The following is a 13,834-nucleotide window of genomic DNA, read 5'->3' as shown; positions in this document are numbered from 1 at the left end:
TCGCTGAATGGCTCTGTTCTCGAGTTCGACGCGCCAGGTTCCGACGATTGCGGCCATGCCCCGGCACGTCGCCGTCATCATGGATGGCAACGGACGCTGGGCAAAGAAGCGCTTCCTGCCCCGCGTTGCCGGCCACGTCAAGGGTGTCGAACTGGTTCGCGAAATGGTGCGGGCCTGCCTCGAGCGCGGCGTCAAGTACCTGACCCTTTTTGCATTTTCGTCAGAAAACTGGCGTCGACCGCAGGAGGAGGTTTCCCTGCTCATGCAACTGTTCGTCAAGGCGCTTGAGCAGGAGGTTGAAAAACTTGATCGCAACGGCGTGCGTTTGCGTATCGTCGGCGATCTGTCGCCTTTCGATCCCCGCTTGCAGCAACTGATCCAGGATGCGCAGGACAAGACGGCCGGCAATCAGCGTCTGGAACTGACCATTGCCGCCAATTACGGCGGGCGCTGGGACATCATGCAGGCGGTCAACCGGATGTGCGCGGCGCAGCCGGAAAAGCATGCAGGCTGGACCGAGGCCGATCTCGAGCCGTGGCTGGCGATGAGCTACGCGCCGGAACCCGATCTGTTCATCCGTACTGGCGGTGAGGAGCGGATCAGCAATTTCCTGCTCTGGCAGCTGGCCTATACCGAACTCTATTTCACCGGCACGCTGTGGCCGGACTTCGATACCGCCGAATTCGACAAGGCGATTGCTTCCTATCAGCAACGCGAGCGTCGTTTCGGTCGAACCAGCGAGCAGCTGGTGGAAAGCCCCAATGCTTAAGACCCGTGTGATCACGGCGCTGGTCCTGATGGCGCTTTTGTTGCCGAGTATTTTCCTGTTGCCGCAAGCCTCCTGGGCCATCCTGGTGGCCGCCTTCATCGGTGTTGCCGCCTGGGAATGGGGGGCGTTGCTCGGTTGGAGCGGTCGGGCCCGGCGGATTCTCGGTGGGCTGACTGCCTTGCTCTGTACCGGTTTGGCGCAGCGTTTTCCTGAGGCGCTTGGTGTCGGCCAGGCGGTCGACCCTGCGCAGACGTGGGTTTTGGCCTTTTATGGGGTTTCGGCCCTGTTCTGGTGTCTGTTGATCCCGCTTTGGCTCAGGAAAAAATGGGCGCTGAGCGGTGGTGTCGTCGGCGTTCTGGTCGGTGCGGTCGTGCTGTTGCCGACCTGGCTGGCCATGGTGCAGTTGCGCATTCTCGGGCCGGCTGTATTGCTGGCGATTTTTGCCGTGGTCTGGATGGCCGATATCGCCGCGTATTTTTCCGGCAAGGCCTTCGGCAAGCGCAAGCTGGCGCCGTCGATCAGTCCGGGCAAGACCTGGGAAGGCGCAGCGGGCGCTGCCGTTGGTGTTGTTATTTACGGTGTCGTGGTACGCGCAGCTTTTGCGCTTGACGTGCCGGCGCTGCCGCTCTGGATCCTGTTGCTGCTTGGCGTTACTGCAATCAGCATCATTGGCGACCTTTACGAGTCGCTGCTCAAGCGCAAGGCCGGCATCAAGGACAGCAGCAACGTGCTGCCCGGGCACGGCGGTGTGCTCGACCGTATCGACAGCCTGACGTCGACGCTGCCGGTTGTTGCCTTGCTCTGGTTGCTGTTCGCATCGTCCAAAGGATGACTGTGCAAAACATTACGGTACTGGGTTCGACCGGTTCGATCGGCGTCAGTACGCTCGATGTCATTCGCCGGCATCCGGATCGCTACCGGGCATTTGCGTTGTGTGCGCATAGCCAGGTCGACAAGCTGTTCGAACAATGCCGTGAATTTCAGCCGCATTTTGCCGTGTTGCGTGACGCCACTCTTGCGACGCAACTGACGGAGCGTTTGCGCGCAGCAGGGCTGGCGACCGAAGTTCGGTACGGTATCGAAGCGCTGATCGAGTTGTCGGCGCTGCCCGAAGTCGACGCCGTGATGGCGGCGATCGTCGGTGCTGCCGGTCTCGAGCCGACCCTGGCCGCGGCGCGCGCCGGCAAGCGCGTCATGCTGGCCAACAAGGAAGTTCTGGTCATGGCCGGCGAGCTGTTCATGCATGCCGTGCATGCGCATGGCGCGACATTGCTACCGGTCGACAGCGAACACAATGCCATTTTCCAGGCCTTGCCGGCCGATTTTGCCCGCGGCCTCGATGCCTGCGGCGTGCGCCGCATCCTGCTGACGGCGTCGGGCGGTCCCTTCCGCAATGCGCCGCTCGATACGCTGGCGCATGTGACGCCGGAACAGGCTTGTGCCCATCCGAACTGGGTGATGGGGCGCAAGATTTCGGTTGATTCGGCGACCATGATGAACAAGGGTCTCGAAGTCATCGAGGCGCACTGGTTGTTCGCGGCGCCGCCACAGCAAATCCAGGTGGTTGTGCATCCGCAAAGCGTGATTCATTCGGCGGTCGAATATGCCGACGGCTCGGTGCTCGCCCAGTTGGGCAATCCGGACATGCGCACGCCGATTGCTTATGCCATGGCCTGGCCTGAGCGCATCGCGGCCGGGGTCGAGCCGCTCGATCTGTTCAAGATCGCCCGCCTCGACTTTCACGCGCCGGATTTCGAACGTTTCCGCTGCCTGCAACTGGCTTACGATGTGCTGACAACCGGTGGAACGGCATCGGCCATTCTTAACGCAGCCAACGAAGTCGCGGTGGCCGCCTTCCTTGAGCGTGACTTGCCTTTCCTGGGGATAGCCCGTCTCAACGAGGCTGTTCTTTCAGCTTTGCCGGCTGGTCCGCAGGGTAATCTGGGCGATGTCATGGCAGCCGATGTCGAGGCACGGCATCTTGCCAGCCAGATGATCCGTGAGCGTCGCTTCGCGTGAGTAATTTTCCGTTCTATCTTGCCGCCTTTCTGGTGGTGCTCGGCGTCCTGATCGTTGTGCACGAGTTTGGTCATTACGCCGCGGCCCGCTTTTGCGGTGTCAAAGTGCTGCGTTTTTCGCTCGGTTTTGGTCCTGTTCTGTGGCAGAAAAAGCTGGGGCGTGACCAGACCGAATGGGCGCTCAGTGTTTTTCCTTTGGGTGGCTACGTCAAGATGCTCGACGAGCGCGAAGGCGAGGTGGCTGTTGAGGAGTTGGGTCGGGCTTTCAACCGGCAGGGCGTCGGTAAACGCAGCCTGATCGTTGCCGCCGGACCGCTTGCCAATTTTGCCCTGGCCATCCTGCTCTACTGGGGCATTTTCATGTACGGCAGCCAGGAGTTGCTGCCGGTGCTGGGCACGCCGCCGGTCGATTCGCCGGCAGCCATGGCTGGTGTACGCAATGGTGAGCAGGTGCGCCGGATCGACGGCGAACCGGTCGCAACCTGGAATGATTTGCGCTGGACGCTGTTGCAGAAGGCGGTCGATCAGGAAAGCGTCGAGCTGGAAGTGATCAACGAGCAGCAGGAGATTTCCTTGCGCCGGCTTTATCTGCAGGCCGCAGGTGAAGGCGGTTGGGAGGGGGATGCGCTGCTGCGTCTGGGGGTCGGCTTTTATCGTCCGAAGGTTCCGGCCGTGTTGGGGCAGGTTGTCAGTGGTGGCGTTGCTGATCTGGCCGGGTTGAAACCGGGTGACCGGATTCTGGCGGCCAACGGCAAGGCCATTCAATTCTGGCATGAACTGGTTGGCAAGGTACGTGACTCGGCGGGCAGTGTTCTGCATCTGGATGTTGAACGGCGGGGCGAGCTCCTTGCTCTTGATGTGGTGCCGGAAGCTTTTGCCGAGCGCGGTCAGACGATAGGCCGGATCGGTGTGGCGGTTGCGGATAACGCCGAATTACACCGGGAAATGCGGACTTTCGTCAGTTATGGCTTCTTTGCGGCTGGCGGCAAGGCGCTGGCAGAAACCTGGGACAAGTCGGTATTCAGTCTGCTTATGCTGGGCAAGATGCTGACCGGCGAAGTTTCCTGGCGAAACCTGTCCGGTCCGGTGACGATTGCCGACTATGCCGGCCAATCGGCTCGTCTTGGTCTCGACTATTATCTGAAGTTCATGGCGCTGGTCAGCATCAGTCTGGGCGTCCTGAATCTGCTGCCCATCCCGGTGCTGGATGGGGGGCATTTGATGTATCATATGATCGAAGTCGTCAGGCGCAGGCCGCTCTCGGAGCGGGCCATGGAGTTGGGGCAGCGTATTGGTCTGTCCATACTTTTCGTCTTGATGGCTTTCGCCTTTTTTAATGACATAAATCGCCTGGTCACTGGCTGAATGATGAACAAATCGCTGCTGTCTTTCCTGATTGCTGGCCTCTTTGCCACGCCCGCGCTGGCTTTCGAGCCTTTTGCGGTCAAGGATATCCGTGTTGAGGGCATCCAGCGTACCGAAGCGGGTACCGTCTTCAGCTACCTGCCGGTCAAGGTCGGCGATACGCTGACCGATGAAAAGGCCGCCCAGTCAATCAAGGCGCTCTTTGCCACGGGGTTCTTCAAGGATGTGCGACTCGAGATTGATCGCGATGTCATGGTTGTCGTGGTGCAGGAGCGCCCGGCTGTGGCCAAGCTCGATTTTGTCGGGCTGAAGGAATTCGACAAGGATGTCATTGTCAAGGCTCTGAAGGATACGGGGATTGCCGAAGGCCGGATCTTCGATCGCGCCCTGCTGGAAAAGGCCGAGCAGGAACTCAAACGTCAGTATCTGACGCGCGGCAAATACGGCGTGAATATCACGACGACGGTAACGCCGCTCGAGCGCAACCGGGTCGGGATCAACTTCAATATCGAAGAAGGCGTTGCTGCCAAGATTCGCCAGATCAATTTTGTTGGCGCCAAGTCCTTCAGCGACAAGGAGCTTCTGTCCCAGTTCGAATTGACGACGCCGGGGTGGTTCACCTGGTATTCGAAGAGCGACCAGTATTCGCGGCAAAAGCTGTCTGCCGACCTGGAAAAGCTGAAGTCCTTCTACATGAATCAGGGCTACCTGGAATTCAATGTCGAATCGACCCAGGTTTCCATTTCTTCCGACAAGCAGGACGTTTATATCACCGTCAATGTGGTCGAAGGCGAACGTTATCAGGTTTCCTCGGTCAAGCTGGCCGGTGAGTTCAGCGTGCCTGAAGACGAGTTGCGCAATCTGGTCAAGGTCAAGGCGGGCGATGTGTTCTCGCGCGAGCGCCTGAACGATTCGACCAAGGCAATTAGCGAGCGACTGGGCAAGGAGGGTTATGCCTTTGCCAATGTCAATGCTGCACCGGAAATCGACAAGGAAAAGCGCAAGGTTGCCTTCACCATTTTTGTCGATCCAGGCAAACGGGTTTATGTGCGACGGGTCAATGTGACCGGCAATACCAAGACTCGTGATGAGGTCGTGCGTCGCGAAGTACGTCAGATGGAAGGTGGCTGGTATGACGCGGATCGCGTTAGCGCCTCGAAACAGCGCCTTGACCGGCTTGGTTATTTCACTGAAGTTGTGGTCGATACCCCCGCAGTGCCTGGTACGTCTGACCAGATTGACGTCAATCTGGCGGTTGTCGAAAAGCCGACCGGCAATCTGATGCTGGGTGTAGGTACCTCCAGTACCGACAAGGTCATTCTTTCGGGCTCGATTTCCCAGAACAACTTCCTGGGCAGTGGCAACAATGTTTCCGTTCAGGTTAATTCGGCCAAGTCGTATCGAACCTACGCGTTTTCCTATACGAATCCTTACTTTACGCAGGATGGTGTAAGCCAGGGCTTTGATGTCTATCATCGTACGGTGAATACCAGTTCAACCGCGATTGCCTATTACACTTCGTCTTCGACCGGCGCGGGGATTCGTTTCGGTTTCCCGATCGGTGAAAAGGAGTCTCTGGGTATCGGGCTGGGGATAGATTCCACCAACATCACGACGACGAGCGAGAGCCCGCAGTATTACCAAGATTTTGTCGATAAATTCGGTAATCGCAATCTGTCCTTGCCGTTGACCCTGAATTGGGCCAGTGACAGCAAGGACAATTATTTCTTCCCGACCAAAGGAACCTACCAGCGTGCCGGCATCGAATTGGCACTACCTGGAGGTGACCTGAAGTACTATCGTGCCAATTACCAGTTGCAGCATTTCATTCCGCTCAACAGCAAGTTTACGATTATGCTGAACGGCGAGTTGGGTTATGCGAACGGTTATGGCGGCATGGATTTGCCGTTCTTCAAGAACTTTTATGCGGGTGGCGTTAGTTCGGTGCGTGGCTATAAGGCATCATCGCTCGGTCAGCCTTGGGATAACACCGAGTATAAAATTGGCGGTAATCGCCGTGTCGTTGCCAATGCAGAATTGCTCTGGGGCTTTCCGGGGATGGAAAAGACTTTCCGCATGGGTTGGTTCTTTGACGCAGGTCAGGTCTATCAGGCGAATGAGAAGTTCGATCTGAGCCAGCTTCGTTATTCAACCGGCCTTTCTGCTGCATGGATTTCGCCGATGGGTCCGTTAAAATTCAGTTTCGGCAGGCCGCTCAACAAGTCGTCTACCGACAAGACTGAAGCCTTCCAGTTCCAGATGGGCACTACATTTTGATTCAGGAGTCTCAAGTTGAAAGTTAAGTCTCTAGTTCTCGCCTCGTTGATGTCTGCCCTGTTTGTGACGGGTGCCAGTGCCAATGAATTGAAGGTCGGTTACGTCAATACCCAGCGCATTTTCCGCGATGCTCCGGCTGCCCAGAAGGCGGCCAAGAAGCTGGAAGGCGAATTCGCCAAGCGAGACCAGGATCTCCAGCGCATGGCCAAGCAGTTGCAGGGGCTGCAGGAAAATCTGGAAAAGAATTCCGTGACCATGTCGGAAGGTGACCGCCGCAACAAGGAAAAGGAATTCGGCGAGTTGTCGCGTGAGTTCCAGCGCAAGCAGCGTGAGTTCCGCGAAGATCTGAACCTGCGTCAGAACGAAGAAAATGCCGCCGTGATCGAGAAGGCCAACAAGGCCATCAAGCAGATCGCCGAAGGCGACAAGTTCGATCTGATTCTTCAGGACGTGGTCTGGGTCAGCCCGAAGCTCGATATTACCGATCGTGTGATCAAGGCACTTGCCGAAGGCAAGTAATGCCGGTGGCTGGGGGTACTCCGCTTTCCCTGGCTGACATCGCCGCCCGTTTGGGCGGCGATGTGCTTGGTGACGCCGAAACGCAGATCAGGCAGGTGGCGACGCTGGCTTCGGCGGGCGCTGGCGAAATCGGCTTCCTGACCAACCTGAAGTACAAGAGCCAGTTGGCAACAACGCGCGCTTCGGCCGTGATCGTGGCGCCTGATTTCGCCGCTGCGGTCGATTTGCCGCGCATCGTCAGCAAAAATCCTTATGCCTATTACGCCCGTCTGGCGACGCTGCTCAATCCGCGGCCGGCGATGGCTGCCGGCGTGCATCCGAGTGCCTGCTGCGCTTCGGAAGTGCCGGCCAGTGCCAGTATCGGCCCGCAGGTCACGGTCGGGGCGCGGGTCAGTCTGGGCGAGGGCGTCGTCCTTCATGCCGGTTGTGTGCTCGGTGACGATGTCGTGATTGGTGCCGGTAGTATTCTTTATCCGAATGTCAGCATCTACGCCGGTTGCGAGATTGGGAGTAATGTCATCCTGCATTCCGGTGTCGTGATCGGTGCCGATGGTTTCGGTTTCGCACCGGACCAGGGACAGTGGATCAAGATTCCGCAGATCGGTCGGGTCATCATTGGCGACAACGTTGAAATTGGTGCCAGTACGACGGTCGACCGTGGCGCGCTCGACGACACTGTGATTGGCGACGGCAGCAAGATCGACAACCAGATCCAGATCGGCCACAACTGCCAGATCGGCAAGCATTGCGTCATCGCCGCCTGTGCCGCGGTGGCGGGCAGTGTCACCTTGCAGGACAACGTGATCATCGGCGGCGCGGCGATGATTGCCGGGCATGTGACGATAGCCTCCGGGGCGGTGATTTCCGGTGGCTCGCTGGTCATGAAAAACATCACCAGGCCGGGGCAATACACCAGCGTCTTCCCGTTGGAAGAGCATGGCCACTGGTTGCACAATGCGGCGCAGATACGGCATCTGGCCAAGCTGGCCGAACGGGTTACGGAACTCGAGAAAAAACTTAAAAATACCAATGTAGAGGGCTGAAAAATGGAAATGGATATTCAACAAATTCTCGAGCATCTGCCGCATCGCTACCCGTTCCTGCTGGTCGATCGCGTGCTCGAGATCGAGCCCGGCAAGTCGATTCACGCCTACAAGAACATCACGATGAACGAGCCGTATTTTGTCGGCCATTTCCCGCACCATCCGGTCATGCCGGGCGTGCTGATCATGGAAGCCCTGGCCCAGGCGGCGGGCATCCTTTCCTTCAAGTCGATGGACGAAAAGCCGTCCGCAGATACCGTGTTCTACTTTGCCGGTATCGACGATGCCCGCTTCAAGCGCCCGGTTGTGCCTGGTGACCAGTTGCACCTGCATGTCGAAATCGAGCGCCAGATGCGCGGCGTCTGGAAATTCATCGCCGAAGCGCGTGTCGACGGCCAGCTGGCTGCCTCGGCCAAGCTGATGTGTGCCAAGCGGGATCTCTGACATGATTCATCCAACAGCCATTGTCGATCCGGGCGCCAGGATCGGTGCCAATGTCGAGATCGGCGCTTATTCCATCATCGGTCCGCATGTCGAGATCGGCGAGGGCACGAAAATCGGGCCGCACACGATCATTACCGGGCACACCCGTATTGGTCGCGACAACCATATCTTCCAGTTCTGTTCGCTGGGCGAAGTGCCGCAGGACAAGAAGTACGCCGGCGAACCGACCCGCCTGGAAATCGGTGACCGCAACACCATCCGCGAGTTCTGCACCTTCAACCTCGGCACCGTGCAGGATGCCGGCGTGACCAAGATCGGTGACGACAACTGGATCATGGCCTACGTGCACATCGCGCACGATTGCCAGGTCGGCAACAAGGTCACCTTCGCGAACAACGCCTCGCTGGCCGGTCACGTCGTTGTCGACGACTGGGCGATTCTCGGCGGCTTCACCGGTGTGCACCAGTTCTGCCGCATCGGCGCGCACGTCATGACCGCGGTCAGCACGGTGATCCTGCAGGATGTGCCGCCTTACCTGATGGCCGCCGGCAATACGGCGCAGCCCTACGGCATCAATGTCGAAGGCCTGAAGCGTCGCGGTTTTACTGCCGAGTCGCTGAGCTCGCTGAAGCGCGCCTATCGCACGCTGTACAAGTCTGGTCTGCTGCTCGAGGAAGCCAAGCAGAAGCTGGCGGAGGACGCCAAGACGCAGCCTGATGTGCAGCGCTTTGTCGATTTCCTTGAGCTTTCCAAGCGCGGCATTATTCGCTGATGGGCAACGTGGTACGGATTGCGATGGTGGCCGGTGAGGCCTCCGGTGATTTGCTGGCCAGCCATCTGATTGCCGCGCTCAAGGCGCGCCTGCCTGATGCCGTGTTCTACGGCATTGGCGGTCCGCGCATGCAGGGGCAGGGGTTTGACGCCTGGTGGCCGCTCGAAAAGCTGGCGGTCATGGGCTATGTCGATGCCCTGAAGAATTATCGCGAGATTGCCGGCATTCGCCGCCAGCTGAAAAAGCGTCTGCTCGACATCCGGCCCGACATCTTCATCGGGGTCGATGCGCCGGACTTCAATCTGGGTCTGGAAACCGATCTCAAGGCGGCCGGCATCAAGACCATCCATTATGTCAGCCCGTCGATCTGGGCCTGGCGCGGCGGTCGCATCAAGAAGATCGGCCGGGCGGTCAACCGCGTGCTGGCACTGTTTCCGATGGAGCCACCGCTCTATGAAAAGGCGCACATTCCGGTGACCTATGTCGGGCATCCGTTGGCCGACATCATTCCGCTGGAAACCAGCAAGACGGCAGTGCGCGAAAAGCTCGCCATGCCCAAGGATGCGCCGATCTTCGCCTTGCTGCCCGGCAGCCGCCAGGGCGAACTGGCGATGATGGCCGAGACTTTCGTGCAGACGGCCAAACTGATTCACGAACGCCTGCCCGGCGCCTTGTTCGTCGTGCCGCTGACCACGCGCGAGACGCGTCTGCAGTTCGAGATGGCGATGTACACGCAGCAGGCCGGCGAGGTGCCGTTCCGCCTGTTGTTTGGCCACGCCCAGGATGCGCTTGGCGCCGCTGACGTGTCGCTGGTGGCAAGCGGTACCGCGACGCTTGAAGCGGCACTGATCAAGCGGCCGATGGTGATCACCTACAAGATCGCCAAGTTGTCGTACTGGATCATGAAACGCATGGCCTATCAGGCTTTTGTCGGTCTGCCCAACGTCCTGGCCGGGCGCGAGGTGGTGCCGGAAATCCTGCAGGATCAGGCAACGCCGGAAAACCTGGCAGAAGCCCTGATCAAACTCTACGAGGACAAGGAAAACGCCGCGGCGGTGGCCGAGGTGTTTACCGACCTGCATTGGCAACTGCGCCAGAACACTGCCGAAAAGGCCGCCAACGCGGTCATTCAATGCCTGAACTGATGATCCCGCCGGGCCTGGTCTGCGGTATCGACGAGGCCGGGCGCGGGCCGCTGGCCGGCACGGTGGTCGCGGCGGCGGTCATTCTCGATCCGGCGCGGCCGATTGCCGGCCTCAATGATTCGAAAAAGCTTTCCGAAAAGAAGCGCGACGCGCTGGCCGTGCTGATCCGCGAACGCGCCGTGGCCTGGTGTGTCGCCTCGGCCTCGGTCGAGGAAATTGATCGCCTTAACATCCTGCACGCAACGATGCTTGCCATGCAGCGCGCCGTGGCCGGCCTCTCAGTGCGCCCGACTGGTGCGCTGGTCGATGGCAATCGCTGCCCGCAACTGGATATTCCGGTCGAGGCCATCGTCAAGGGCGACGGCAAGATCGCCTCGATCGCCGCTGCCTCGATTCTTGCCAAGACGGTGCGTGATGCCGAGATGCTTGAATTGCATGCGCAGTATCCGCAATACGGTTTTGACCGCCACATGGGTTATCCGACAGCTGCACATTTTGCCGCGCTCGAACAACACGGTGCCTCGCCGGTGCATCGCCGTAGCTTCGGGCCGGTGGCGAAACAGCTTTCCCTGCTATGAAGCTGATCCAGTCGCGCGACAACGCCTTTTACAAGAGCCTGAAGCGTCTTGCCGAGTCGGGGCGCGAGCGGCGCAAGACCGGCCAGACGCTGCTCGACGGCGTGCATCTGGTTGAGGCCTACGAAGCAGCGTTTGGCCCGGTCGACAGTCTGATCGTGGCCGAATCGGCAATGCAGGTCGGCGAAATCGCCGGATTCACGGCCGGGCGCGATGTCGTCGTGCTCGCCGACAGCTTGCTGCGCGACCTCGGCCTGGTCGATACGCCGAGTGGTTTGCTGGCGATTGCGGCCATGCCGGCACAGCGCCCGCCGGTCGACCCTGAAAAAGATGCCATTTTGCTCGACGGCGTGCAGGATCCCGGCAATGTCGGCACGCTGCTGCGCACTGCCGCCGCCGCCGGTATCCGGCAGGCGCTGCTGGCGCCGGGATGTGCCTCGCCGTGGTCACCCAAGGTGCTGCGTGCCGGGCAGGGCGCCCAGTTTGCGCTGGCTATCCACGAAGACGTCGATCTCGCCGCTTTCATCGCCGATTACCGCGGTACGACGGCAGTGACCACGCTGGAGCAGGCGACTTCGCTCTATGAGGCAAGTTGGTCCGGGCCGCTGGCCTGGGTCTTTGGCGCCGAAGGGCAGGGCGTGCGTCCCGAGTTGCTGGCCGCGGCCGGCTTGCGCATCCGCATTCCGATGCCGGGTGCGGTCGAGTCGCTCAATGTGGCCGCCGCTGCCGCTGTCTGCCTGTTCGAGATGCTGCGTCGCAGGCTGGGCTGAAACTTCTAAAACAAATCATCATTTGTCCCGCTTTTACTATGGAACGAGGTAAAAATGGAATCTGCCGTATTTGGGCTAATTGGGGTTGTGATCGGGTCGCTTCTGACGATTGCAAAGGAATGGTGGTTTCAACAGCGAAGAGCTAAAAAAGACGCGACATATCTGAGCATTAAGGTTTCTTGTGAATTGCTCAAGTTTGCCGGCAGTTGTGCCAACGTAGCAGGTGACAGTGGTGAAGAAGACGGTAACGGTTGCTGTATACCAAGGACATCGACTCCAAGCTTCAAGCCCGAGATGTTTGATGTTGAGTGGAAAGCTTTACCAGATAGACTGATGTTCGAAATATTGGATTTGCCATTCAAAATAGAACAAGCCGACGAAACAATTTCAGGTGTATATGAATACGTCGCAGGTCCTCCCGATTACTCTGAGTGGTATGAAGAGCGCCAATTGCAATATGCAACTCTAGGATTATTCGCTCTTAATGTGGCTGCCCAGCTTCGTTCTTACGTTGGGCTTACATTCGCCAGCGATGATAATTGCTACCCTAGAGGATATTTGGAGCAGAAAAAAGCTCTAATCGAGAAGAAACGTGCTCAGCTAATTGAAACAGACTGCTGATGTTTCGTGATCCTGCGGTCGATCAGGGGAAATGGAGCGGAGAATTTCTGTGGAGCGCGGAAATAAGGGGAAAGCCACGGCTTCAACAGCTGTATTCCGCCTTGCGGGCGGGCGTACTTTCTTTTGCTTCGCCAAAAGAAAGTAGCCAAAGAAAAGGCGACCCCCGGGTCGGCGCCGGGCGTTGCCCGGTCCCTTGCGCTACTCGGCCGTCCGGGCGGCTTGCTAAACTCGCCTGCGGCTCAGACAGACGCAAGCCGAAAGCCCCCGGCCAGCCTGCGTTGCTCAGCGCCTCTCAGGGGGATGGAAAAGCGTCGCCGCCGAGCCTGGGGAAACGGTTTTTGGCTTTTTCCAGCGGTCGACCGCTAAAAAACGGCATTTTCTGTTCTTGGGCAGAGCCATCGTTCCGAGACGTTTTTTCGGGTCCCCATGTGGAGCGCCGAGCAACACAGCTGCTGGCGGATAAAGGGCGAGGACTGTCTGAGGGGCGTAGCCCCGAGTTCCGCAGCCCCCGCCCGCAGCGAGTAGCGCAGGGGAGTCGGCGCAGCCGACCGCGTAGCCTGGGGTCGCCTTCTTTTTGCTTACTTTTTCTTGGCGAAGCAAGAAAAAGTTAGACGCCCCGCAGGGGCGGAAGCCAATGGTGAACGAAGGCACTAATAGTAAAAATAGCGCAGATTTGATCCGCGCTATTCCCTTCTAGCGCAGCTTGAGTTCCTGCAGCACCGTGGTCGAGATTTCCTCGATCGACTTGGTTGACGAGTCCAGCCAGCGGATGCCTTCGCGGCGCATCATTTTCTCGGCTTCGGCAACCTCGTAGCGGCAGTTGGCCAGTGAGGCGTATTTGCTCGCGGCGCGGCGTTCTTCGCGGATCTGGGTCAGGCGCTCGGGCTGGATGGTCAGGCCGAACAGTTTCGGGCGGTGCTTTTCCAGCGTGCTGGGCAGGCGGCCGCGATCGAAGTCTTCCGGGATCAGCGGGAAGTTGGCGACCTTGAGGCCGAACTGCATGGCCAGGTAGAGCGAGGTCGGCGTCTTGCCACAGCGCGACACGGCAACCAGGATCACGTCGGCTTCCTCGAGGTCGCGGTCGGTGATGCCGTCGTCGTGCGCCAGCGTGTAGTTGATCGCCTCGATGCGTTTCTTGTAGTCAGAGCTGTCGGTCGAGTCGCGCGAGCGGCCGATGGTGTGGCTGGACTTGATGCCGAGTTCGGCTTCGAGCGGCGACAGATAGGTTTCGAAGTAGGACAGCGAGAAGGCATCGGCCTGGTGCACGATCTCGGCCAGAGCCTGATTGACCAGCGTCGTGAACACGATGGGCCGCATGCCGTCGGCCTCGCCTTGCGCGTTGATGCGGGCGACGGCGTCCTGTGCCTTCTCGATGTTGTCGAGGAAGGGGATGCGGATCTGCTTGAATTCGACTTCCTCGAACTGCGTCAGCAAGCTGTGGCCGAGCGCTTCGGCGGTCAGGCCGGTACCGTCCGAGACGAAAAATACAGTGCGTTTGAGTGTGATGGGCATCCCC

At 59.1% G+C, this 13,834-nt stretch carries 14 protein-coding genes; 13 read left to right on the top strand and 1 reads right to left on the bottom strand.

From position 1 onward, the window contains the following. The first annotated feature begins 7 nt into the window (after positions 1-7). The 13 genes from uppS to KI612_RS12005 are packed head-to-tail and all read left to right on the top strand — an operon-like array spanning position 8 to position 12,318. Complete coding sequence (gene uppS / locus KI612_RS12065; protein WP_226440327.1) at positions 8-769, top strand: polyprenyl diphosphate synthase; 762 nt, start codon at positions 8-10, stop codon at positions 767-769. After that, entirely contained in the window at positions 762-1,601 is an 840-nt protein-coding gene (locus KI612_RS12060) for a phosphatidate cytidylyltransferase (protein WP_226440326.1), read from the top strand. The genes uppS and KI612_RS12060 overlap by 8 nt, the downstream gene beginning before the upstream one ends. Beyond that, a complete protein-coding gene (gene ispC, locus KI612_RS12055) occupies positions 1,598-2,788 on the top strand; it encodes a 1-deoxy-D-xylulose-5-phosphate reductoisomerase (RefSeq protein WP_226440325.1) in 1,191 nt (396 codons plus the stop codon). Before KI612_RS12060 ends, ispC begins: the two co-directional genes overlap by 4 nt. Continuing rightward, positions 2,785-4,152 (top strand): RIP metalloprotease RseP, encoded by a 1,368-nt coding sequence (gene rseP / locus KI612_RS12050; RefSeq protein ID WP_226440324.1) that lies wholly within the window; start codon positions 2,785-2,787, stop codon positions 4,150-4,152. The genes ispC and rseP overlap by 4 nt, the downstream gene beginning before the upstream one ends. A gap of 3 nt (positions 4,153-4,155) precedes the next feature. Beyond that, positions 4,156-6,429 carry an outer membrane protein assembly factor BamA gene (gene bamA / locus KI612_RS12045; protein WP_226444232.1) on the top strand — a complete coding sequence of 758 codons (2,274 nt, stop codon included), beginning with the start codon at positions 4,156-4,158 and terminating at the stop codon, positions 6,427-6,429. Positions 6,430-6,477: 48 nt separating this feature from the next. After that, positions 6,478-6,948, top strand: a complete 471-nt coding sequence (locus KI612_RS12040) for an OmpH family outer membrane protein (protein WP_226440323.1) — start codon at positions 6,478-6,480, stop codon at positions 6,946-6,948. Beyond that, positions 6,948-7,991 carry a UDP-3-O-(3-hydroxymyristoyl)glucosamine N-acyltransferase gene (gene lpxD, locus KI612_RS12035; RefSeq protein WP_404818052.1) on the top strand — a complete coding sequence of 348 codons (1,044 nt, stop codon included), beginning with the start codon at positions 6,948-6,950 and terminating at the stop codon, positions 7,989-7,991. The genes KI612_RS12040 and lpxD overlap by 1 nt, the downstream gene beginning before the upstream one ends. Positions 7,992-8,000: 9 nt before the next feature. Further along, a complete protein-coding gene (gene fabZ / locus KI612_RS12030) occupies positions 8,001-8,435 on the top strand; it encodes a 3-hydroxyacyl-ACP dehydratase FabZ (protein WP_226440321.1) in 435 nt (144 codons plus the stop codon). Position 8,436: 1 nt separating this feature from the next. Then, the gene (gene lpxA / locus KI612_RS12025; RefSeq protein WP_226440320.1) at positions 8,437-9,207 is read left to right on the top strand and encodes an acyl-ACP--UDP-N-acetylglucosamine O-acyltransferase; all 771 of its coding nucleotides are present in this window, start codon (positions 8,437-8,439) and stop codon (positions 9,205-9,207) included. Continuing rightward, entirely contained in the window at positions 9,207-10,352 is a 1,146-nt protein-coding gene (lpxB, locus tag KI612_RS12020) for a lipid-A-disaccharide synthase (protein ID WP_226440319.1), read from the top strand. Before lpxA ends, lpxB begins: the two co-directional genes overlap by 1 nt. Next, positions 10,340-10,930, top strand: coding sequence for a ribonuclease HII (gene rnhB, locus KI612_RS12015; RefSeq protein ID WP_226440318.1), 591 nt, complete (start codon positions 10,340-10,342; stop codon positions 10,928-10,930). Before lpxB ends, rnhB begins: the two co-directional genes overlap by 13 nt. Further along, the gene (locus tag KI612_RS12010; RefSeq protein ID WP_226440317.1) at positions 10,927-11,697 is read left to right on the top strand and encodes a TrmH family RNA methyltransferase; all 771 of its coding nucleotides are present in this window, start codon (positions 10,927-10,929) and stop codon (positions 11,695-11,697) included. Before rnhB ends, KI612_RS12010 begins: the two co-directional genes overlap by 4 nt. A gap of 54 nt (positions 11,698-11,751) precedes the next feature. Next, positions 11,752-12,318 carry a hypothetical protein gene (locus tag KI612_RS12005; protein ID WP_226440316.1) on the top strand — a complete coding sequence of 189 codons (567 nt, stop codon included), beginning with the start codon at positions 11,752-11,754 and terminating at the stop codon, positions 12,316-12,318. Between the two features lie 693 nt (positions 12,319-13,011). Here the strand turns inward: KI612_RS12005 and ppsR are convergent. Continuing rightward, on the bottom strand, positions 13,012-13,830 hold the full coding sequence (gene ppsR / locus KI612_RS12000; RefSeq protein WP_226440315.1) for a posphoenolpyruvate synthetase regulatory kinase/phosphorylase PpsR: 819 nt from the start codon (positions 13,828-13,830) through the stop codon (positions 13,012-13,014). Positions 13,831-13,834 lie beyond the last annotated feature (4 nt).

It is taken from the genome of Quatrionicoccus australiensis, from assembly GCF_020510525.1.
Classification (GTDB): Bacteria; Pseudomonadota; Gammaproteobacteria; order Burkholderiales; family Rhodocyclaceae; genus Azonexus; species Azonexus australiensis_B.
This window is presented reverse-complemented; position numbering and strand designations above follow the sequence as displayed.

Coding starts and splice junctions, on each gene's coding strand:
- uppS (WP_226440327.1), top strand. CDS start 8: ATGGCTCTGTTCTCGAGTTCGACGCGCCAGGTTCCGACGATTGCGGCC.
- KI612_RS12060 (WP_226440326.1), top strand. CDS start 762: ATGCTTAAGACCCGTGTGATCACGGCGCTGGTCCTGATGGCGCTTTTG.
- ispC (WP_226440325.1), top strand. CDS start 1,598: ATGACTGTGCAAAACATTACGGTACTGGGTTCGACCGGTTCGATCGGC.
- bamA (WP_226444232.1), top strand. CDS start 4,156: ATGAACAAATCGCTGCTGTCTTTCCTGATTGCTGGCCTCTTTGCCACG.
- KI612_RS12040 (WP_226440323.1), top strand. CDS start 6,478: ATGTCTGCCCTGTTTGTGACGGGTGCCAGTGCCAATGAATTGAAGGTC.
- lpxD (WP_404818052.1), top strand. CDS start 6,948: ATGCCGGTGGCTGGGGGTACTCCGCTTTCCCTGGCTGACATCGCCGCC.
- fabZ (WP_226440321.1), top strand. CDS start 8,001: ATGGATATTCAACAAATTCTCGAGCATCTGCCGCATCGCTACCCGTTC.
- lpxA (WP_226440320.1), top strand. CDS start 8,437: ATGATTCATCCAACAGCCATTGTCGATCCGGGCGCCAGGATCGGTGCC.
- lpxB (WP_226440319.1), top strand. CDS start 9,207: ATGGGCAACGTGGTACGGATTGCGATGGTGGCCGGTGAGGCCTCCGGT.
- rnhB (WP_226440318.1), top strand. CDS start 10,340: ATGCCTGAACTGATGATCCCGCCGGGCCTGGTCTGCGGTATCGACGAG.
- KI612_RS12010 (WP_226440317.1), top strand. CDS start 10,927: ATGAAGCTGATCCAGTCGCGCGACAACGCCTTTTACAAGAGCCTGAAG.
- KI612_RS12005 (WP_226440316.1), top strand. CDS start 11,752: ATGGAATCTGCCGTATTTGGGCTAATTGGGGTTGTGATCGGGTCGCTT.
- ppsR (WP_226440315.1), bottom strand. CDS start 13,830: ATGCCCATCACACTCAAACGCACTGTATTTTTCGTCTCGGACGGTACC.